The 20,187-nt window shown below is 68.8% G+C and carries 17 protein-coding genes; 9 read left to right on the top strand and 8 right to left on the bottom strand.

Going from position 1 to position 20,187, the window contains the following annotated elements; translation table 11 throughout:
- Positions 1-11: 11 nt before the first annotated feature.
- The gene (locus ABS642_RS10150; RefSeq protein WP_350353225.1) at positions 12-2,078 is read right to left on the bottom strand and encodes an alpha-galactosidase; all 2,067 of its coding nucleotides are present in this window, start codon (positions 2,076-2,078) and stop codon (positions 12-14) included.
- A 211-nt stretch (positions 2,079-2,289) separates the two neighbouring features.
- Positions 2,290-3,444, bottom strand: coding sequence for an ROK family transcriptional regulator (locus ABS642_RS10145; RefSeq protein WP_350353224.1), 1,155 nt, complete (start codon positions 3,442-3,444; stop codon positions 2,290-2,292).
- Positions 3,445-3,611: 167 nt separating this feature from the next.
- On the opposite strand from ABS642_RS10145, the gene ABS642_RS10140 reads away from it, so the two are divergent.
- The 5 genes from ABS642_RS10140 to ABS642_RS10120 all read left to right on the top strand — a co-directional run bounded on the left by ABS642_RS10140 (position 3,612) and on the right by ABS642_RS10120 (position 9,800).
- Complete coding sequence (locus ABS642_RS10140; RefSeq protein ID WP_350353223.1) at positions 3,612-4,910, top strand: sugar ABC transporter substrate-binding protein; 1,299 nt, start codon at positions 3,612-3,614, stop codon at positions 4,908-4,910.
- Between the two features lie 70 nt (positions 4,911-4,980).
- Positions 4,981-5,934, top strand: coding sequence for a sugar ABC transporter permease (locus tag ABS642_RS10135; RefSeq protein ID WP_350353222.1), 954 nt, complete (start codon positions 4,981-4,983; stop codon positions 5,932-5,934).
- On the top strand, positions 5,931-6,848 hold the full coding sequence (locus ABS642_RS10130; protein ID WP_282214569.1) for a carbohydrate ABC transporter permease: 918 nt from the start codon (positions 5,931-5,933) through the stop codon (positions 6,846-6,848). Before ABS642_RS10135 ends, ABS642_RS10130 begins: the two co-directional genes overlap by 4 nt.
- Positions 6,845-7,765 carry an aldo/keto reductase gene (locus ABS642_RS10125; protein ID WP_350353221.1) on the top strand — a complete coding sequence of 307 codons (921 nt, stop codon included), beginning with the start codon at positions 6,845-6,847 and terminating at the stop codon, positions 7,763-7,765. Before ABS642_RS10130 ends, ABS642_RS10125 begins: the two co-directional genes overlap by 4 nt.
- 10 nt (positions 7,766-7,775) lie before the next feature.
- Positions 7,776-9,800 carry a beta-galactosidase gene (locus ABS642_RS10120; RefSeq protein ID WP_350353220.1) on the top strand — a complete coding sequence of 675 codons (2,025 nt, stop codon included), beginning with the start codon at positions 7,776-7,778 and terminating at the stop codon, positions 9,798-9,800.
- Positions 9,801-9,837: 37 nt separating this feature from the next.
- On the opposite strand, the gene ABS642_RS10115 is transcribed toward ABS642_RS10120, so the two are convergent.
- From ABS642_RS10115 to ABS642_RS10105, 3 genes are read right to left on the bottom strand one after another with little or no spacing between them, the layout of a single operon-like run.
- Complete coding sequence (locus ABS642_RS10115) at positions 9,838-10,290, bottom strand: hypothetical protein (protein ID WP_350353219.1); 453 nt, start codon at positions 10,288-10,290, stop codon at positions 9,838-9,840.
- A gap of 46 nt (positions 10,291-10,336) precedes the next feature.
- Entirely contained in the window at positions 10,337-11,539 is a 1,203-nt protein-coding gene (solA, locus tag ABS642_RS10110; RefSeq protein WP_350353218.1) for an N-methyl-L-tryptophan oxidase, read from the bottom strand.
- Entirely contained in the window at positions 11,536-12,126 is a 591-nt protein-coding gene (locus tag ABS642_RS10105) for a TetR/AcrR family transcriptional regulator (RefSeq protein ID WP_350353217.1), read from the bottom strand. The genes solA and ABS642_RS10105 overlap by 4 nt, the downstream gene beginning before the upstream one ends.
- Before the next feature lie 96 nt (positions 12,127-12,222).
- On the opposite strand from ABS642_RS10105, the gene ABS642_RS10100 reads away from it, so the two are divergent.
- The 3 genes from ABS642_RS10100 to ABS642_RS10090 are packed head-to-tail and all read left to right on the top strand — an operon-like array spanning position 12,223 to position 15,717.
- On the top strand, positions 12,223-13,449 hold the full coding sequence (locus ABS642_RS10100; RefSeq protein WP_350353216.1) for an amidohydrolase family protein: 1,227 nt from the start codon (positions 12,223-12,225) through the stop codon (positions 13,447-13,449).
- A gap of 5 nt (positions 13,450-13,454) precedes the next feature.
- Positions 13,455-14,345, top strand: a complete 891-nt coding sequence (locus ABS642_RS10095; protein ID WP_350353422.1) for an alpha/beta hydrolase-fold protein — start codon at positions 13,455-13,457, stop codon at positions 14,343-14,345.
- Positions 14,338-15,717 (top strand): FAD-linked oxidase C-terminal domain-containing protein, encoded by a 1,380-nt coding sequence (locus tag ABS642_RS10090; RefSeq protein WP_350353215.1) that lies wholly within the window; start codon positions 14,338-14,340, stop codon positions 15,715-15,717. The genes ABS642_RS10095 and ABS642_RS10090 overlap by 8 nt, the downstream gene beginning before the upstream one ends.
- A gap of 228 nt (positions 15,718-15,945) precedes the next feature.
- Here ABS642_RS10090 and ABS642_RS10085 read toward each other — a convergent pair whose 3' ends face one another.
- Entirely contained in the window at positions 15,946-16,329 is a 384-nt protein-coding gene (locus tag ABS642_RS10085) for a cupin domain-containing protein (protein WP_282214558.1), read from the bottom strand.
- A 45-nt stretch (positions 16,330-16,374) separates the two neighbouring features.
- The gene (locus tag ABS642_RS10080) at positions 16,375-17,268 is read right to left on the bottom strand and encodes a helix-turn-helix transcriptional regulator (RefSeq protein ID WP_350353214.1); all 894 of its coding nucleotides are present in this window, start codon (positions 17,266-17,268) and stop codon (positions 16,375-16,377) included.
- Positions 17,269-17,370: 102 nt separating this feature from the next.
- Between ABS642_RS10080 and ABS642_RS10075 the strand changes: the two genes are divergently transcribed.
- Positions 17,371-18,627 carry a multidrug effflux MFS transporter gene (locus ABS642_RS10075; protein ID WP_350353213.1) on the top strand — a complete coding sequence of 419 codons (1,257 nt, stop codon included), beginning with the start codon at positions 17,371-17,373 and terminating at the stop codon, positions 18,625-18,627.
- 30 nt (positions 18,628-18,657) lie between these two features.
- Here the strand turns inward: ABS642_RS10075 and ABS642_RS10070 are convergent, their stop codons facing one another.
- Positions 18,658-20,121 (bottom strand): glycoside hydrolase family 32 protein, encoded by a 1,464-nt coding sequence (locus tag ABS642_RS10070; protein WP_350353421.1) that lies wholly within the window; start codon positions 20,119-20,121, stop codon positions 18,658-18,660.
- Positions 20,122-20,187: the final 66 nt, after the last annotated feature.

Here is a 20,187-nt window from a genome sequence, read left to right as displayed (position 1 = left end):
CGGCATCCGCGTCAGTCCTCTGCCGGCACCCGCTCCGCTTCGAGCACGAGAGCCTGACCCGGTCCCAGCAGGGGCAGACGGATGCCGCGCTGCGCGAGCGCCGCGCCGGTGAGCACCACGTGCCCGCGATCCATCCACGGCGGAGGCGTGGGTTCGATCGCCCGCGGCATCCGCAGTTCGGGGACCGGCCGCACGAGGTACTGCGCCTCCGGATCGAGGTCGGGGATGCGGAGCAGGCGCGGAAGCGCGCGGTCGGAACTGGTCACCCGCGCGACCCTGATCACCGCGCGACTCGCATCCGGCGAGGTGACCGACGTGACGCGGAGGCCGTCGTCGCCTCCCTCGGGATGGGCGAGGACACCGCTGTGCAGCAGGCCGCGGAGCCGTCGGTACGCGGCGATGCCGTCGCGCATCTGATCGAGCTCGTCGGGCGAGCACTCCGTGATGTCCCACTCGATCCCGAAGGAGCCGAACAGCGCGACCGCGATGCGCAGGCCGAGGGGCGTCTCGCGACGTGTGGTGTGGGTGACCGGCGGCCCGACGTGCGAGCCGATCAGCTCGAGCGGCAGGAGCAGCTCCGTCCATCGCTGGATGTCGAGACGCTCGATGGGGTCGTTGGTATCCGACGCCCAGACGCGATCGGTGTGCTCGAGCACACCGAGGTCGACGCGCGCTCCGCCCGACGCGCACGCCTCGATCTCCAGACCCGGATGCGCGCGGCGAACAGCGTCGAGGAGCGCGTAGACCGCGAGCGTGTGGCGGTGCACGGCGGCTCGACCGTCGTGGACGGCCTCGATGAGATCGCGGTTCTGGTCCCACTTGATGTAGTCCAGTTCGTACTCGCTCACGACGGAGGAGATCGAGTCCCGCAGATACGCGAAGACGGCCGGGTTGGCGACGTCCAGCACGTACTGGTTCCGCCACGTGCGCACGCCCGCGTCGGGGTCCTGCAGCAGCCAGTCGGGATGCTCGCGCGCGAGGTCGGAGTCGACGTTGACCATCTCGGGCTCGAACCACAGCCCGAACTGCATCCCGAGGTTGCGCACCTCGTCGGCGAGCGGGTGGAGCCCGTGCGGCCAGATCTCCGCGTCGACACTCCAGTCGCCGAGGCCGGCGACGTCGCTGCGCCGCCCCCGGAACCATCCGTCGTCGAGGACGAAGCGCTCCACTCCGATGTCGGATGCCGTCTCGGCGAGGGTGCGGAGGCGATCGATGTCGTGGTGGAAGTACACCGCTTCCCAGGTGTTGAGGGTGACCGGACGTGTCGAGGGATGTCCGTCGCGGGTACGGAGCGACGAGTGCAACCGCGCACCGATCCCGTCGAGCCCGCGATCGCTCCAGACGAAGACGGCAGTCGGAGCACGGAACCGGTCTCCCGGAGCGAGGATGACCTCGCCCGCGCGCAGCAGCGGCCCGGCTCCGAGGAGGGTCGGCGCCTCGGGGAGTGCGTCCTGACGGTAGACGGAGTCGGCGCTCCACGCGAGATGCGCCGCCCACACCTCGCCGGCGCGGTCGCCGAAGTCCGAGGTCCCGAGAGCCAGCAGCAGGGGGGAGTCGTGGCCGGTGCGGCCGCGGCGGGATTCGCGCACGCGGCTGCCCTCGAGAAGACGACTGCGCTGCGGGCTGCGCTCCCTGGTCCATCGGCCGGAGAAGTCGAGAGCGTCGGCGGCGAGGTCGCCGACCGGCATCGTCGCCTCGAGCGCGAGAAGCTCGAGATCATCGTCGCCGGAGTTGCGGATCTCGTGCGTCACGCGGAGGACTCCCGCGTCGTCGAGCCGCATCTCCGTGCGCAGCTCGAGCCCGTCGGCCTGCGCGGTCACGAGCAGTTCCGTCTCGTCGCCGTCGATCGCGACCACGGTCCATCTCGGCAGGCAGATCCGTCCCGACCGGTGAGCCGCGAATCCCGGCCGCCCCTCCCACCCGTCGTGTTCGCTCGGGAGAAGAGTGATCGGCCACTCCGCATCGAGGGCGCTCGGCGACACCTGTCTGCGCGAGGACAGCACGAGCTCTTCCCGGTCGGCGGAGCCGAGGGGTGCGCCCCAGTGCAGGATCTCCGGGAGACGATCGGGGGCGGACATCACGGCCACCTCCACACCGCCTCCGCGGAGGGTGTGGTGCTGAGGTCGGGGCAGTTCCACCCTCGGGTCATCCGATCGGAGGTCGGTCGCTGTCATGGGTGCTGCGCTTTCCTCGGAGAGTCCGTGCTTCGACGGCTCGGAGGCGAACGCCCCCGGCCGTCACAGCCTGGTGCGAATCGGCGCGTTTGTCAATAAGTGAAACTAACGCCCGCTAGAAGCGGAGGACGGTGCGGATGCCGAGGACAGCCGCCGCGCGCGCCCACTCGTTGAACTGGAACGGCTGGACGTCGAGCTCGAGGGGCTCGGATCCGGCGCTCAGGACCTCGTCGATCGCCGCGCGGATCTCGGGCTCGGCGATCTCCCACACCGGCAGGCCGTCGCCGGTGAGGATGATCTTCTGGGGGTCGATCCCGTTGGCGGCCGTCGCGATGAGCGTGCCCAGCGCGGTGCCCGCATCGCGGAACGCACGCAGCGCCGCGGGGTGCCCGCCGCGCGCCAGTTCGACGGCCTCGGTGTAGTCGGCGGCGGCGCCGTTCAGCGACCGGACGATCGACTCGTTGGTGAGATAGACCGATGCGCAGCCGCGGTGGCCTTCCGGGCAGAACGGGCCGGCGTCGTCGATCCTCAGGTGCTCGAGGCGCCCCGCCCTGCCGTGGTGGCCGGCGACGAGCCGGTCGTCGATCACGAATCCGAAACCGATTCCCGCGCCCACCGTGATGAGCGCCAGCGACGAGCATCCCGCCCCTGCCCCGAACCAGTGCTCCGTGGCCGTGAGAGCGCGGACATCGTTCTCCGTCGCCATGGGAATTCCCAGTTCATCCGTGAGAATTCGGGCGAGCGGCACGTCTTTCCATCCGAGGAATGGCGAGTCGACGACGAGCTTCCTGTCCTGGGTCAGGTCGCCGGCGACGCACACTCCGCCGGCGACGATGTCGTCGAACGCTCCGGACAGCTCGGTGTAGATCGCGGTGATCCTCTTCACGACGTCGGCCACGTCGCGCGACGTCAGGGCCTCCTCGACGGTGGCGACCTCGTGCGCGCCGAGATCGATGACGGCGGCGAAGATGGTGTCGCCGGTGAGCTTGACGCCGAAGAAGTGCCGGGCGGTCGGAGCGATGTCGAACAGCTCGCTCGGTCGTCCCGTCCACGCGCGCTGCTCCGTCGCCCCCTCGATGATGAGGCCGTGTTCGAGGAGGCTGCGCGTCACACGCGTGAGGCTGGCTCGCGAGACCCCGAGACGGCGAGCGATCTCCGCCCGGGGGAGCGGACCGTGGATCAGGACCTCGCGCAGCGTCTCGCGCTCTCCGTGGTTCAGTCTCGGCCACGCGGTGGTCGCGGCAGGAGGGGGTGCGGAGCTCTTCGTCATCGCAGTTCTCTCTTCGTTCATCCCCATCATGCCGTAACGAAGAATTGCAAAGTTAGTTTCACTTGTTGACAAACACGCCCGGCGGCGGCAATCTAGGGGAGCCGGCACTGTGACCGGTCCCGATGCCGGAGACAGTCCGGCGCACACAGCAATCAAAGGAGATGTTGATGCGCACTCATCGACCGCTTGCCGCCGCCGTGGCGGGTCTTGCCATCATCGGTGTCGCCGGCCTGGCCGGCTGCTCAGGTTCCGACGCGAGCAGCGACGGTCCCGTGCAGCTCGAGTACTGGGCGTGGGCCTCGAACTCGCAGGACGTCGTCGACCAGTGGAACAAGGAGAACCCGGACATCCAGGTCAAGTACACGGATGCCGGCGGCGGGACCGACTCCTCGGCGAAGTTGCTGACGGCCAACCGTGCGGGGAACGCGCCGGATGTCGCGCTCGTCGAGTACACGACCCTCCCCGCCATGATCGTCGGGGATGTTCCCGCCGACATCACCGAGTACGTGGGCGATGTCGAGGATGCGTTCACGGAGGGCACCTGGGCGCAGACCACCTTCGGCGGCGTCGTGTACGGCATCCCGCAGGACGTCGGGCCGATGGCGAACGTCTACCGCGCCGATCGGTTCGAGGAGCTCGGGGTGACGCCGCCCACGACGTGGGCGGAGTTCCGCACGGCCGCCGAGGCCGTGAAGGCTGCCGATCCCGCGACGGTGATCGCCGCACTCCCGCCTGCCGAGTTCGGATTCTGGGCCGGCGTCTCCACCCAGGCCGGTGGGCAGTGGTGGTCGAGCGAAGGCGACGAGTGGACCGTCGGCATCGCCGACGAGCCTTCGCTCGAGGTCGCCGACTTCTTCCAGGCGCTCGTCGAAGACGGCCTGGTCAGCACCGACCCGCTGCTGACGCCGGAGTACAACGCGGCGCTGAACAACGGGACGATGCTCTCCTGGCCCTCCGCCGTCTGGGCTCCCAGCGTGATCGAGAACGTCGCGGCCGACACGAGCGGCGGGTGGGCGATGGCTCCGCTCCCGCAGTGGACCGAGGGCGACGCGGCCGTGCCGTACCAGGGCGGATCCGCACTCGTGGTCACCACGAGCAGCGACCACCCCGAGGAGGCGGCGAAGTTCGCCAAGTGGCTGAACGCCTCGGAAGAGGGCAACGAGCTCATGATCAACACGCAGTCGCTCTACCCGGCGGCGATCGTCGGCCAGGAGATGACCGAGAGCAACGACCCGCCGGCCCTGATGCCGCAGCAGACCGACTTCTACGCCGTCGCGGCCGAGATCTCGGCCGACACGATCCCGGTCACCTGGGGTCCGAACGTGAACCTCGCACGAACGGTGTTCGCGGACGAGCTGCAGAAGGCCATCGACAACGGCACTCCCTGGCGTGACGCGTTCATCGCCACCCAGAAGGCCGTGATCGACGACATGGTCAAGAGCGGTTTCACCGTCACGAACGACTGACCGGAGAGGGGTGTCGACAGGGTCGGCACCCCTCCCACCAGCCGACCGCAGACAGAAGCGAGGCAAGAAAGTGACCACCGCATCTCCGCGACGGGCCGCGAAACCGGCGGCATCGTCGAAGCCCAGAAGGGCGAAGTCGAACCGGCTCGCGCCGTATTTCTTCACGACGCCGGCGATCGTGCTGTACATCGTCTTCACGGTGATCCCCGTCGCCTACGCGATCTGGCTCAGCCTGCGCGCCTACCGGGTGACGGGAGGAGCGCTCGGGCGCAAGCAGGACGTCTTCGTCTGGTTCGAGAACTATCTCGCCGTGCTGCAGGACGAGACGTTCCTCGCCGGATTCGGGAGACTGCTGATCTACGGCGTCATCGCGATCCCGCTGACGCTCGGCCTCGCCCTGCTCTTCGCACTCCTGCTGGACGCGCCGGCGGTCCGTGCCAAGCGCTTCAGCCGGACGGCGATCTTCATCCCCTACGCGGTGCCCGGTGTCGTGGCGGCGCTGCTCTGGGGCTTCATGTACCTGCCGAGCACGAGTCCGTTCTCCTACCTGACCAAGGCTGCCGGACTCGGGTCGATCCCGTTCCTCGAGGAATCGGGCATCTTCGGGTCGCTGGCGAACATCGCCATCTGGGGCGGCGTCGGGTTCAACATGATCATCATCTACACCTCGCTGCGCGGCATCCCCGCCGACATCTACGAGTCGGCGCGCCTGGACGGCGCGAACGAGCTGCAGATCGCATGGCGGATCAAGATCCCCCTGGTGGCGCCGGCCCTCGTGCTCACGGGCTTCTTCTCGCTCATCGGGACGATCCAGCTCTACAGCGAGCCGGCGACGCTGCGGCCGATGACGAGCACGATCTCCGCCGGCTGGGTGCCGCTCATGGCCATCTACCGAGATGCGTTCGGCACGGACAATCTGCCGCAGGCTGCGGCGGCATCCACACTTCTCGCGCTCGGCACGGTGCTCGTGTCGGCGCTCGTCCTCCGGCTCGTGAACCGCCGACGGAACGGAATGGAATCATGACCTCGACGATGACGCGATCGATCGTCCTCGGCGACGAGAAGAACCGGTCCGCACGCTCTCGGCGCGCGAGCGAGCGCAGCCGTCAGGGCGGGTGGGGCGTGCTCCCGACGATCGTCCTGATCGTCGGCGCCATCTACTGCCTGATCCCGGTGGCATGGGTGTTCACCGCGGCGACCAAGTCCCGCAGCGAGCTCTTCACCACCTTCACCTTCGCGCCGGGAAGCGGTCTCTGGGAGAACCTGGTCGAGGTCTTCACCTATGAGGACGGCCAGTACCTGCTCTGGTGCCTGAACTCCCTGCTCTACTCGGGCGTCGCCTCGGTCCTCTCCGTCTTCGTCTCAGCGATGGCCGGATTCGCTCTGGCGAAGTACAGCTTCCGCGGGCGCAACGCGATCTTCTTCGGCTTCCTCGTCGGCATCCTCATCCCCGGCATCGTGCTGGCCGTGCCGCAGTACCTGCTGATGTCGACCGTGGGCCTCACCGGAACGCAGTGGTCGGTGCTGCTGCCGAGCATCGTCAGCCCGTTCGGCATCTACCTCTGTCGTGTCTACGCGATGTCGGCCGTTCCGCAGGAGACCCTCGAGGCGGCACGCATCGACGGCGCCGGTGAGTGGCGCATCTTCCGGATGATCGTGCTGCCCCTGATGGTGCCGGGCATGGTGACCGTGTTCCTGCTGCACTTCATCGGCACCTGGAACAACTTCCTGCTGCCGTACATCATGCTGTCCGACCAGGACCTCTATCCGCTCACCGTCGGCCTCTTCACGCTGCTGTCGAAGGGATCGGGAAGCCCGGCGCTCTACTCGGTGGCGATCACCGGGGCCGCGATCTCGATCATCCCGCTCGTCGCGCTCGTGCTGTCGCTGCAGCGATACTGGCGTCTGGATCTCGTCTCGGGAGGAATCAAGGGATGACAGCGCGCGTCCTGCCCCCGCTGTGCGTCGGGGCGAGCCCGCTCGGCGGTATGGCGCAGACGTACGGCTACGACGTCGACGAGAGCACGGCGATCCGCACCGTGCGACACCTTCTCGAGAGCCCCGTCCGGTCGATCGACACCTCCAACCAGTACTCGGGCGGAGAGAGCGAGCGGCGGATCGGGCAGGCGTTCGCCGACGCCGGCGGCGTCCCGGACGACTTCGTGATCGCCACGAAGGCCGACCCGCTCCCCGGTGACGGCGGGTTCTCCGGCGACCGCGTGCACCGGTCGTTCCAGGAGAGCACGGAGAGGCTGGGCGGTGCGCGTTTCGGCGTCTATTACCTGCACGACCCCGAGTGGTTCGACTTCGACACGATGGTCGGTCCGAACAGCGCGGTCGAGGCGATGGTCGCCCTGAAGCGGGATGGCCTCGTCGACGCGATCGGCGTCGCGGGCGGCGACCTCGACGAGATGCGTCGGTACGTCGATCTCGGCGTCTTCGACGTGCTGCTGAACCACAACCGCTACACGCTGCTGGATCGGTCGGCCGACTCGCTCATCGACCATGCGATCGAGAGCGGCGTCGCCTTCGTGAACGCCGCGCCGTATGCCAGCGGCATCCTGGCGCGACCGGCTGCCGCACAGCCCACGTACCAGTACCGGCCGCCGAGCCCGGAGATCGTCGCCACGACCGCACGGCTCCGCGAGGCGTGCGCGCGTCACGGCGTGCCGCTGCCGGCCGTCGCCCTCCAGTTCTCCACCCGCGATCCCCGCATCACCTCCACGGTCGTCGGGGTCTCCGCTCCTCAGCGCGTCGACGAGCTCGTCGAGAATGCGGGCATCGACGTGCCCGCGGCTCTCTGGCACGAGGTCGGCGACATCATCGGCGCCGACGCCTCCCATCTCCTCACCTGAAAGACGACAGATGCCGCACACGCAGTACGCACCAGGTCAGTTCCTCTTCGGAGGCGACTACAACCCCGAGCAGTGGTCGCGCGAGACCTGGGCCGAGGACATCGAGCTGATGCGTCGCGCGAAGGTGAACACGGTCACGATCGGGGTCTTCTCCTGGGCCATGCTCGAGCCGAGCGAGGGCGAGTACGACGCGGCCTGGCTCGACGACGTGATCGCCGGCCTCGACGCCGCCGGCATCGGGTTCTTCCTCGCGACGCCGACGGCCTCACCGCCGCCGTGGTTCACCGTCGCGCACCCCGATGCGCTGCCGATCCGCGCCGATGGCACTCCCGTGCTGCACGGCTCGCGCGACACCTACGCGATCAGCGCCCCGGCGTACCGAGAGGCCGCTCGTCGCATCGCTCGTTTCCTGGGGGAGCGCTACGGCACGCATCCGGGCCTGCGCGGCTGGCACATCCACAACGAGTACGGCACCGTCGACTACGGACCCCACGCCGCTCGGGCGTTCCGGGAGTGGCTGCGGGCGAAGTACGGCTCCATCGATGCGCTCAACACGGCCTGGTACACGGCCTTCTGGTCGCAGCGCTACGGGGACTGGGATCAGATCCTCCCTCCGCTGCAGACGCAGTATCTGCACAACCCCGCCCAGCTCGTGGACTTCCGGCGCTTCAACTCCGACGAGATGCTCGCGGCCTACGGCGAGCAGCGGTCGGAGATCCGCGCCACCGGGTCGACGGCTCCGATGACGACCAACTTCATGCTGCCGACCTGGAACTTCCTCGACCAGTGGTCGTGGAGCGCCGAGCAGGAGGTCGTCTCGATCGACCACTACCTCGACACCGACGGTCCCGACGGTGAGACGCACGTCGCCTACGGCTCCGACCTCACCCGCTCGTGGGCGGGTGGGCCGTGGCTGCTGATGGAGCAGAACGCCACCGGCATCCGCGTGGGTGAGCAGACGCTCGTCAAGCAGCCGGACCGCATGATCCGGAACTCCCTCGGGTACATCGCGCGCGGATCGCAGAGCTCGCTGTTCTTCCAGTGGCGGGCGTCCGCCGCCGGCTCAGAGCTCTGGCACGGGGCACTCGTTCCGCACGCCGGTGCGGACTCCCAGGCTTTCGAGGCCGTCGTCGAACTCGGCGAGATTCTCGAGAAGATCGCCGAGGTGGCTGCCCCGCCTGCGGACGGTGTCGTCGTCGAATCCGACGTGGCTGTCGTGTGGGATGCCGAGGGCTGGTGGTCGCTCGAGACCCCGCACCTGCCGAACGACGCGATCACGTATTCGGACGAGGTGCGCGCCGCGCACCGGGCGCTCTGGCGTGGCGGTCACGCCGTCGACTTCGTCGCGCCCGGAGCGGACGTGTCGAGGTATCGGATGCTGGTGGTGCCCGCGCTCTACGCGATCACCGCGGCGACCGTGGACTGGCTCGAGGAGTACGTAGGGGCCGGCGGTCATCTCGTCGTCACCTTCGCGACCGGCCTGGCCGACGAGAATCAGCGCATCGTCCCCGGCGGGTATCCGGGCATGCTCCGGGACCTTCTCGGCATCCGGGGCGAGCAGATCCTTCCGCGCACGGACGGGGACACGGTGCCGCTCAGCAACGGGATGACGGGCGGCTCCTGGACCGAGCTGCTGCATGCCGAGACCGCCGAGGTCGTCGCACGATACGAGTCGGGTCCTCTCGCGGGAGTGCCGGCCATCACCCGGCGCGAGCTCGGGGAGGGGAGCGCGACGTACGTGTCGACGAAGCTCGAGCAGGAATCGCTGGATGCCTTCCTCGCCGGTGTCGCATCGACGGCCGGGGTGGAGGCGGTGTTCCCCGAATCCCGCGCGTTCGGAGTGGAAGCGATCAGGCGTCGTGGAGCGGACGGGGACTACCTCTTCCTGCTGCACCACGGCGAGCGGCCGGTGCGCGTGGGCGGTGAGGGGGTGGATCTGATCTCCGGTGCGGTCGACGGTGTCGTGCTGCAGCCGGGGGCGGTGGCCGTGATCCGGGAGGGCTCTGCGGAATGGTCGATCGCGGCGGCGTCGTGATCTGACCTTCCGCCCCGCAAGGAGACCGTCCGCCGGGTCAGCGCGTGGCCAGGCCGACGAGCGCGGCGATGAGCCCGGCGCCCACGAGGATCACGATTGCGATGATGTGGACGACCTTGCCGACGACGAGCATCGGGAGGTCGGGTCCGTCGTAGGCGGCGGCGCTGAACATGAGGCCGCGAGCGGGGAAGCTCCAGCGGATGCGGAAGCCGATGCCCCGGAGCTGATGCGACGGGGCGGCGAAGGTCTGACCGCGCTGTTCCCGCGATGCCTTCCACGCCGCCTGCACGGCGTACCAGGCGATCACGAAGAAGGGCATCGCGAGGGAGGCGGCCCAGGCGATGAGGGCGACGCCGATCAGGACGCCCATTCCAGCGCCGAGCTCGCGGATGAAGAACAGGCCGAGTGCAGCCAGCCCCACCGCTGCCGGGACCAGCACCACGCCCCATCCCCAGCCGGGATGCGCGTCACCCGTCTGCCGTCGATCCACGTGTCCTGCGTCTTGCCAAGTCATATCGGCCCCCCGGCTCACCACCCTAGACGGCGCTCACCGTCTCATCGCCGGTCCCGAGCCGGAAGAGAGGCACGAAGTCGGGGTCGACGATCGCGGGTCGCGTCAGGCTGAACGACGAGATGTCGTGCTCCGTGCGGCCGACCGTGAGCAGATCGGCGAGGATCCGCCCGACCAGGCTCGCGAACTTCCCCGCGTGCCCTGCGCCGTTGAACACGGCGACGTGAGGATGCCCCGGCACGATGTCGAGCACGAAGTCCCGGTCGGCGGGCATGTCGTACACGCACGTCTTGCTCATCAGCAGCGGTCCGTCGGCGCCCGGCAGGTGCGCACGGAGGAAGGCGCGGAGGACTTCCGGCTCGTCGTCGTCCGGGACGAACGAACGCTCCGAGGGAGAGATGAAGTGGCCGCGCATGTCGCGTGCGAGCTTGACCGCCGCTTCGCCGTAGACGGGGAATCCGTAGTGCACCTCGTCGCTGTGGTGGATCCAGATCGGGAATCTGTCCGGAGTGAACTCCGACAGCCTCTGCGAGGAGAAGTACCCCACCTGCTCCTGGCTCAGAGTGAGAGCGAACGACAGTCCGAGGTCGGGCATCAGGTCTCCGAGCCAGGATCCTGCGGCGACGACGAGATGGCCTCCGTCGAACGATCCCTCCGATGTCGAGACGGTCACCCCGTCGGCGTCGACCCGCACGCCCGTCACGACGACACCGGAGCGGAACTCCACCCCGGCGGCCCTGGCCAGCGACACATGGGCCGACACGGAGCGGCGGATGTCGAGGATGCCGGCATCCGCCTGATGGATCCCGATCGTGTCGTCCGACACGTTCCACTGCGGATACTGGCCGCGGATGTCGTCGATCGTCAACTCGTCGTAGCGGATGCCGGCCGCGTCCATCGCCCGTCGGTACTCGTCGATCTCCGCCGCGCCCGGGCTTTCCGCGACCGCGAGGTCGATGCCTCCGGTCTGCGTGTAGACCTTCAGGCCGGAGCGCTCCTCGACGTGCGCCCACGCGGCGAACATCGCGTCGGTGAGCTTCGTGTAGTCGTCGCGGTGGTACGCCCGACGGATGATCCTCGAGTGGTCGCCGGACGAGCCGAGGGCGTGGCCGAGCTCGAACTGCTCCAGCACGAGCACGCGTTCTGCGCCCGCCTGCGTCAGCCAGTAGGCGGCAGCGGATCCGATGGCTCCGGCGCCGATGACGATGTGGGAGTATCCCTGGGTCATGTCGTTCCGTTCTTCCGATGATCCTCGAGGTGGGGCGTCGCGAACGATGCGATGAACCGCTCGGCCGCGGTATCCACCTCCTCGGAGGGGCTCAGCAGCCGTTGCAGCAGCAGGCCGCGTACGCACGCGATCGCGATGAGGCTCTGCTGCACGGCCTCCGCCTCGGGCCATCCTTCTCGTCGTGCTGCCGCCTGGAGAAGGCGGGTGAGGTCGTCGAGGTCGGCGACGAAACCGTCGAAGGCGCCGCGCTCGTAGACCGCCAAGCCGATCAGGTGGAAGAAGGCGCGGGTCCGCTCCTCATGCCCGGTGTTGGCGTAGAAGCCCCAGATGGCGCGGAGCATGTCGACGAAGCCGAGGTCGTCGCCGGTCGCCGCGATGATGAGGTTGTCCCGACGACGCGCCTCCGAGAGGACGGCGCTCAGCAGCGCCGGTCGAGACCCGAAGTGGTAGGTCAGGAGCGTGTGGTGCACGCCGAGGCGCTCGGCCACCTGGCGCATCGACAGGTTCGGGCTGGGCCCGGTCTCGCCGAATTCATCGAACAGCGCCTGCAGGAGGCGCGCCTTCCCTTCGCCGATCGATGCTCGCATGTTGCCTCCGTTGACACCTTCACCACTGTTGAGTACGTTAGCCGACAACGAATTCACCACTGTTGAGGACAGGGCTGTTCTCCGGAAAGAGGCTCCATGACCGAGATCTGGTTCGCCGGCGGCACCGTCGCGGATGGATCCGGCTCCGAGCCCTCCGCCGCGGACGTGTGCGTCGAGGACGGCGTCATCACCCGGATCGGAACCGCCCCGACGGGGGCTGAGACCGTCGACCTCGACGGCATGCTGCTGACCCCCGGCCTGATCGACGCCCACGTGCACCTCGGACTCTCGAGTCCCATCCGGGCCCAGTTCGGATTCCAGCTCTCCGCAGCCGAGATCGCCGCCGACATCTTCATCACGGCCGGCCGCACCCTCGACGCCGGCTTCACCACCGTGCGCGACACCGGAGGCATCGACGGAGGAGTCGTCGACGTCATCGCGAAGGGCAAGGTCCGCGGCCCGCGCGTGCTGTCCTGCGGCCCCGTGCACTGCCAGACCGGCGGGCACGGCTACTACGGCGCCGAGTGGGAGCCGACCGAGCTGTGGGAGACGCACCACATCCCCGGTCTCGCCGCCCTGTCGCTCATGTCGGGCAACGCCGACGAGCTGCGGCGCAACGTCCGGGAGTCGTTCCGACGCGGAGCATCCTTCCTGAAACTGTGCGTGACGGGTGGGGTCGTCGGGGGTCATGATCGCCTGGAGGACACGCAGTTCACCGTGGGGGAGATCGCGGTCGCGGTCGAGGAGGCCACCGCGCGCGGCACCTACGTGACCGTGCATGCGCACAACAACGCCGGCATCCGCAACGCCGTGATGGCGGGAGTGCGGTGCGTGGAGCACGGCACCGACATCGACGAGCCGACCGCGCAGCTGATGCGCGAGCACGACGTGGCGCTCGTCCCCACCTTCGCGGTGATCGACCAGATCATGGACCCCGGGAGCCTCGACGTGGATCCCTCGACGCGCGAACGCATCGCCGGCGCCCGCCGCCGGATGGCCACGGCCCTCCGGATCTCTCGCGAGGCAGGTGTGCGGATCGGTCTCGGCTCCGACCTCCTCGGGGCGGGCCAGCACCGCCGCGGCGAGGAGCTGCGGCTGCGTGCCGAGCTGGAGTCGCCCATGCAGGCGCTCGTCTCGGCCACCAGCGTCAACGCCGGCATCCTCGGCATCGGCGAGACAGTCGGGATGATCCGCGTGGGGATGGCGGCGGACCTCGTCGCCTGGAAGCGGAACCCGCTCGACGACGCCCGCATCTTCGCGGAACCGGACATGGTCGCCTTCGTCGTGAAGGCCGGCCGCATCATGAAGGGAGACACCCAGTGAGCGCGATGCTGAACGGCTGCTTGGCCGACACGGAGTACCTCGAGGTCACCGCACGGTCGGGGAATCGGTACGGGGTCTGGGTGACGACGCCCCCGGGCTACGCGGAGTCTGCGGACGCCCTGCCGCTGATCTATGTGGTGGACGGCAACTTCGCTGTCGGGCTGACCGCCCCGCTCATCGTCACCCAGGCCGATCCCTATCTCACCGTCGCCCCCTACATCCAGGTCAGCGTCGGGTACGCCGGCGAAGAGGCCGAGCAGTGGGCGCAGCTCCGCAACCGCGACCTCGTGCCTCCGGGGGAACCCGTCAGCGACGAGATGCGGAAGACGCTCGCGGCCGCCCGGGACTCCGGGGCGATGACCCAGGAGCACATGGACGCCTACCTCGCTCACCTCGCCGACACGCACGCGGACGTCTTCCTCTCCTTCCTGACGGAGGAGCTTCATCCGCTCCTGCAGTCCCGCATGCGTGTCAGCGAATCCGGCCATGGCCTCTTCGGCTACTCCTACGGAGGCCTCTTCAGCCTGTACGCGTGGTTGCGTCGGACGTCTCCGTTCGCGACGTTCGGCGCCGGCAGCCCCGGCGTCGCGGCCACCGACAGCCAGGTGTTCCCCTTGATCGCCGCCTTGCCGGACCACGGTTCCGCCGCCGCCCGTCGGCTGCATGTCACCGTGAACGAGGTCGAGCTGCTCGGGGACATTCCCATCTACCGCGAGATCGGTCGAAATCTCCTCACGGTCGTGGAGGAGCTGCACACCAAGGGGCGCGCGGGGGAGGTCACGAAGGCCCTCCTGCACGAGACCCATGTCACGGGGTTGCAGGCGTCGTTCCTGAGCTATCTGAAGACCTGCCACACGCGTTCGGGATCCACGCGCGGCGACGACGACCGTGAGTGAGTCCGCGCTCCTCGCCGACCTCGCGGCGGTTCTCCCCGCCGACCGTCTCACGACGGACCCCGATGTGCTCGAGAGCTACGCGCACGACGACGCCGAATGGGCGGAGTGGTCGCTGCCCGCCGGCCTCGTGCGACCGCGCACTCCCGAAGAGGTGCAGCTCGTGGTCCAGGCGTGCCTGCGCCATGGCGCGGCCGTCGTCGCCCGTGGGGCGGGAACCGGGCTCTCGGGAGGCGCCAACGCCGTCGCCGGCTGCATCGTGATCTCGCTGGAGCGGATGAACGCCGTGCTCGAGGTCGACGATCTCGAGCGGCTCGCCGTCGTGCAGCCGGGGGTCGTGAACGACGATCTCCGGGCGCGCGCCGCCCAGCACGGGCTCTGGTATCCGCCCGATCCCGCGAGCTCGCCCTGGTCGACCATCGGCGGCAACGTGGCGACGAACGCGGGCGGCGTCTGCTGCGTCAAGTACGGCGTCACGCGGGACTACGTGCTCGGGATGCAGGTCGTGACCGGGACGGGGGAACTGATCCGCCTGGGACGACGCACGGCGAAGGGGGTCGCGGGGTATGACCTCACAGGTCTTCTCGTCGGCTCCGAGGGCACTCTCGGCATCGTCACGGAGGTCACGGTGCGGCTCCGACCGTTGCGCCCGGCCGAGCAGACGATCGCGGGGTACTTCGATTCGCTCACCGACGCGGGGAAGGCGGTGCGCGAGGTCGCGGCGGCCGGGCTCACGCCCTCGGCACTCGAGCTGATCGACCGCAACTGCCTGCGGGCCGTCGACGAGTGGAAGAACATGGGGCTCTCGGCCGATGCCGCCGTCGTCCTGCTCGGACGCGTGGACACACCCGGCGCGGCGGGAGACGAGGAGGCGGCGGCGCTGCTGTCCGCCTTCGAGCGCGGTGGTGCCACGTGGGCCGACCGGAGCACGGATGAGGCCGAGGGGGAGGCGCTCTTCGCCGCTCGGCGCCTGGCGTATCCGGCGCTCGAACGCCTCGGACCGGTGCTGACGGAGGACGTGTGCGTCCCGAAGGCGGCCGTCCCGGAGATGCTCAGCCGTATCGAGGCCATCGGGCGGGCGAACGACGTCCTGATCGCCAACATCGCGCACGCCGGCGACGGCAACCTGCATCCACTCATCGTCGTCCCGGCCGACGATGCCGAGGCTCGCGCTCGCGCGGAGAAGGCGTTCGTGGAGATCATCGACGATGCCCTCGCGCTCGGCGGCACTGTCACCGGAGAGCACGGCGTGGGCCTGCTCAAACGCGAGGGACTCCGGTCCGAGCTCTCTCCGGCGGTCCTCGACATGCATCGAGCGGTCAAGGCGGCTCTCGACCCGGCCGGGATACTCAACCCCGGCAAGGTCATCGGTTGACCTCCGAACCACGAGGCGGGACGGACTCCCGGCTTCACGATCACGATCGGCCACGACATCGACACCTTCCGGCGCATCGAGTTCATCCGGATGTTCCCGCGCGGCGTCGAGTGGGCGGCGACGGGCGAGATCACGGTCAGCGGACCCGACCGCCGCGGCGACCGTCGCTTCCTGCCCTGGCCGTACTACAACGGCGAGGGCTGAGCGCCCGACCGCACTCCGCGCGTGTCAGCGGAAGTCGCCGACCTGGTCCTCGAGCGGCACGGTGCGTTCGGTGATGACGTCGCCGGTGTGCGTGGTGGTGACTGTCTCGATGAGGACGATCTCGACCTCCTCCTCGGCGATCGGGTTGTGCTGCACACCCCGCGGCACGACGTAGAACTGTCCGGGGGTGAGCACGACCTCCGCGTCGTCGGGGAGCTGGATGCGGAGGCGGCCCGACACCACCAGGAACATCTCGTCCTCGGCGTCATGCGCGTGCCAGACCAGCTCGCCGAGCAGCCTGGCGACCTTGATGTACTGATCGTTCACGCGACCGACGACGCGCGGAGTCCAGTGAGCCTGGACCTGCAGAAGTTCGGCAGCGACGTCGATTCCGTGAAGAGCAGTCATACCACCAGTCTGGTGCCTCTCGCGGGTGACGAACCTGTCCGGGGGTCAGGATTCCGCCCTGAGCGTCGGCTCCGGTGGTGACGTGGCGGCGTCGGCGGCCCAGGACGCCAACAGCTTCACACGCTCTGCCGACGGGGAGCCCGGTTCGGCGGAGTAGATCAGAAGGACCTGGCCGGGTTCTGCGGTGATCGCGAGTTCCTCGTACACGAGCGTCACCTCACCGACGACAGGGTGATGGAAGCGCTTCTTCCCGGATCCGTGGGAGCGGACGTTGTGCGCGGCCCACAGGGTGCGGAAGGTCTCGCTGCGGGTCGAGAGTTCGCCGACGAGATCCTGGATGCCTTTGTCATGAGGATCGCGGCCTGCCTCGGCGCGGATCACGGCGACGCACATGTCGGCGAAGCGGTCCCAATCGGGATAGAAGTCGTGGGACACCGGGTCGAGGAACTGGAACCTCGCGAAGTTCGGCATCCGTCCACCGTCCCCGATGAGCGGGGAGTAGAACGCGCGTCCGAGGTCGTTGAAGGCGACCAGGTTCTGCCTCTGGTCCCGCACGACCGCGACCGCGTCGGTGATCGATGCCAGCGCCCATTCCAGACTGGCGCGAGGGGGTCCGGGTGTGGTGCTGCGACGGCGATGGCGGCCGGAGGAGGGGATGCCGTCGGCGTTGCGCGCGAGGTCGAGCAGGTGCGCGTGCTCCGCATCGTTCAATTGCAGGGCACGGGAGACCGCGTCGAGCACGGCCCCGGAGGCACCGGATATCGCCCCACGCTCCAGCTTGGAGTAGTACTCCACACTGACCCCGGCGAGAGTCGCCACCTCGCTGCGCCGCAATCCCTCGACGCGACGGTTCGAACCCGCGGGGATGCCGGCGGCTTCCGGTGAGATCCGTGCGCGGCGGGTCATGAGGAACTCGCGCACCTCTTCTCGATTGTCCATACGCTTCAGGGTAGGTCGACGGAGCCGCGTCGGGGGGTTCTCTGTCAGTACACCCCTCGTCAGGGACTCCCGCTGAGACGCGTCCGCGCGAAGGATGGATGCATGCCTTCCCTCTCACCGTCGTCGCCGAGCCTCACTCGACGCGTGCTGCCGTCCTTGCTTCTGCTGTTGACGGTGTTCGGTCCGATCTCGATGGACCTCTACCTTCCCGCCCTTCCGGCACTGACGGCAGAGCTCGGCGCCGTCACCTCGGTGGCGCAGCTGACGGTGACGGCGTGCCTGATCGGGCTCGCCGCGGGTCAGCTGATCGGGGGCCCGCTGTCCGACCGGTTCGGGCGCCGCGGGATCCTTCTGATCGGGATCGCGGCGTACATCCTCACCTCTGTGCTGTGCGCGCTCAGCCCGTCGATCGAGCTGCTGATCCTCGCTCGCCTCGTGCAGGGTCTCGCCGGCGGTGTCGGAATCGTCATCGCCACCGCGGCCGGCCGCGACGTCTTCGAGGGCAAGGCCCTCATCCGCTTCTACGGCCGGCTCACCGTCATCGGGGGGTTCGCGGCCATCGTCGGGCCCCTCCTCGGCGGGCTGTTGAACACCTTCACCGATTGGCGGGGACTGTTCGTGTTCCTCGCCGTCATCGGTGCGGTGCTTCTCGTCATCACGCTCCTCGTGTTCGGGGAGACCCTGCCGGCGGACCAGCGCACGCGCGGCGGATTCGGGGAGACCCTTCAGGCGTACCGCACCCTTCTCGGCGACCGCGTGTTCCTCGGCGCGGTCCTGAACCAGGGGTTCCTGTATGCGGCGCTGTTCGCGTATCTCGCAGGATCCACGTTCGTCCTGCAGGACATCTACGGACTCAGCCCGCAGTGGTACGCCGCCGCGTTCGGACTCAACTCCGCCGGGCACATGATCTTCGGGTACCTCGCCGGGCGCACCGCCGAGCGGTGGAGCATCCCCGGCACGCTCGCGGCGGGAGTCGTCGTCACGGGACTGGGAGCTGTCGGACTCCTCGTCGCCGGACTGACCCCGATGCCGTTGTGGGTGGTCGTCGTCTCACTGTTCGCCCTGTCCAGCGGTGTGGCGATCACCGCGCCTCCCGCGACGACGCTCGCGCTCGCCGACTACCCGCAGATGGCCGGAACGGCATCGTCCCTGCTCGGCATGGTCCGATTCGGGTTCGGCGGGATCGCTGCTCCCTTCGTCGGCATCGCGGGAGCGCTCAGCATCCTGCCCCTCGGCATCACCACCGTGGTGACCGTCCTGCTCGCCGCGGCCGCCTGCCTCCTCCTGGTGCGCAAGCGCGCCATTCCCGCAGGCGCTTCGCGCTCGCGCTCCGCGTCGAACCCCACCCTCGTCGCCTGATCGGAACGGAGAGGATCGCCGTCGGCTGAGTCAGCCTTCGATATCCACCACATCGGCTCGCGCCCCGCTCAGCGCCCCACCGACGACGTCGAGGGAGTACGTGCGGGGGGATGCGGTAGGGATCAGTGCGGTGAGCACCTTCCCGCCGTCCTGTGCGAACAGTTCGATGGAGGAGACCCGCTCGTTCAGCGCATCGATCCAGACATCCCATCCGATCTCGTCCGGCTGTGCGAGGAGCATCGACGGAGTCCCGGGAAAACCCGGGGGCATCCCCGCACCGGGACGATCGAGTTCGATGCGTCCGCTCACACGGTCCTGACGGATCACGACTCCGTCGCCCGACGAAGACTCGATGCGCAGTTCGACGCTCTGCGCATCGCCGAACGCCGCCGCGAGGCGGATCCGCGCGGCCCCGGTCAGCCCTTCGGCAAGCACAGCGCTGCCTGTCAGAGATCCCAGATCGACGCTCTCGCCGGGGTCGACCTCGATGACCGGCGTCTGCCGCAGTCGCTCGGCGCCGCCCTGGTCGCGGGTGAGCGAGAGCCGTCGAGGAAGCGTCATCGCGCTGCGATGCTCTTCCGAGTCTTCGGCGGGGATGCGACCGGCGTACTGCCAGTTGTCCATCCAGGCGATGAGGGTCCGGTCATGTCGACCGAGACCGTCGAACGTGACGCCGGCGTAGCAGTCCGGTCCGAAATCGATCCAGCCGAACGCTTCCAGCTCCGCGCGAGACTGGCTCCCGTCCGTCAACGACTCGGGCCCGGGAGTCGCGAAGGGCGCGCTCGGGCGGAAGACTTCGCCGTCGAAGTCGCCCACGACATAGTGCGTTCCGGAACCGCCGGCGATGCCTCCGGGGTTCAGGCTGATCAACAGCACCCATCGCACGTCGTCCTCGTCGCCGTCGACCGCGAGCGGGAACATGTCCGGGCACTCCCAGACACCGCCGACCGGGCCGGCCGGGCCGTATGACGAGAGGAACGTCCACGTCTTGAGGTCGTCGGACCGATGCAACAGCACCTGGCGGTCCTGCGCCTCGACCGCGACCATCACCCAGTATCCGTCCCCGCCGTCGTCGTAGCGGAACACCTTCGGGTCGCGGAAATCGCTCGTGCCGCGGTCGAGGACGGGGTTGCCCTGGTACTTCGTCCAGACGTACCCGCCGTCGGTGCTGTACGCGAGAGCCTGGGCCTGGTGTCCTGGCGCCGCAGCCGTATAGAGCGCGACCAGCGCCGGCTCCTGGTCCGTGCCGAATCCCGATGTGTTGCCGTGGTCGACCACGACCGAGCCGGAGAAGATCTGCGCATCGTCATCCCAGAGGATCGCCGGATCGTGCTCGGTCCATCGCGTCAGGTCGGTACTCGTGGCATGGCCCCAACTGATGTTCGCGTGCGAGACCCCCTGCGGGTTGCACTGGAAGTACAGGTGGTAGAGCCCGTCGTGGAAGACGAGTCCGTTCGGATCGTTCATCCAGTTGTTCTGAGGGGAGAAGTGCATCCGCGGGCGAGTGATGCGGACCGGGGGAAGGTCAGTTGTTGTCACCGGTGCAGTCGTCTTTCTCTG

The organism is Microbacterium sp. A8/3-1 (assembly GCF_040267695.1).
Taxonomy (GTDB): Bacteria; Actinomycetota; Actinomycetes; order Actinomycetales; family Microbacteriaceae; genus Microbacterium; species Microbacterium luteolum.
This window is presented reverse-complemented; position numbering and strand designations above follow the sequence as displayed.

Bases quoted from the DNA above. Each gene is read 5' to 3' on its own strand.
- ABS642_RS10120 (WP_350353220.1), top strand. From the start codon at position 7,776: ATGCCGCACACGCAGTACGCACCAGGTCAGTTCCTCTTCGGAGGCGAC.
- ABS642_RS10130 (WP_282214569.1), top strand. From the start codon at position 5,931: ATGACCTCGACGATGACGCGATCGATCGTCCTCGGCGACGAGAAGAAC.
- ABS642_RS10100 (WP_350353216.1), top strand. From the start codon at position 12,223: ATGACCGAGATCTGGTTCGCCGGCGGCACCGTCGCGGATGGATCCGGC.
- ABS642_RS10080 (WP_350353214.1), bottom strand. From the start codon at position 17,268: ATGGACAATCGAGAAGAGGTGCGCGAGTTCCTCATGACCCGCCGCGCA.
- ABS642_RS10095 (WP_350353422.1), top strand. From the start codon at position 13,455: ATGCTGAACGGCTGCTTGGCCGACACGGAGTACCTCGAGGTCACCGCA.
- ABS642_RS10105 (WP_350353217.1), bottom strand. From the start codon at position 12,126: ATGCGAGCATCGATCGGCGAAGGGAAGGCGCGCCTCCTGCAGGCGCTG.
- ABS642_RS10150 (WP_350353225.1), bottom strand. From the start codon at position 2,078: ATGTCCGCCCCCGATCGTCTCCCGGAGATCCTGCACTGGGGCGCACCC.
- ABS642_RS10085 (WP_282214558.1), bottom strand. From the start codon at position 16,329: ATGACTGCTCTTCACGGAATCGACGTCGCTGCCGAACTTCTGCAGGTC.
- ABS642_RS10145 (WP_350353224.1), bottom strand. From the start codon at position 3,444: ATGACGAAGAGCTCCGCACCCCCTCCTGCCGCGACCACCGCGTGGCCG.
- ABS642_RS10070 (WP_350353421.1), bottom strand. From the start codon at position 20,121: ATGCACTTCTCCCCTCAGAACAACTGGATGAACGATCCGAACGGACTC.
- ABS642_RS10125 (WP_350353221.1), top strand. From the start codon at position 6,845: ATGACAGCGCGCGTCCTGCCCCCGCTGTGCGTCGGGGCGAGCCCGCTC.
- ABS642_RS10140 (WP_350353223.1), top strand. From the start codon at position 3,612: ATGCGCACTCATCGACCGCTTGCCGCCGCCGTGGCGGGTCTTGCCATC.
- solA (WP_350353218.1), bottom strand. From the start codon at position 11,539: ATGACCCAGGGATACTCCCACATCGTCATCGGCGCCGGAGCCATCGGA.
- ABS642_RS10075 (WP_350353213.1), top strand. From the start codon at position 17,371: ATGCCTTCCCTCTCACCGTCGTCGCCGAGCCTCACTCGACGCGTGCTG.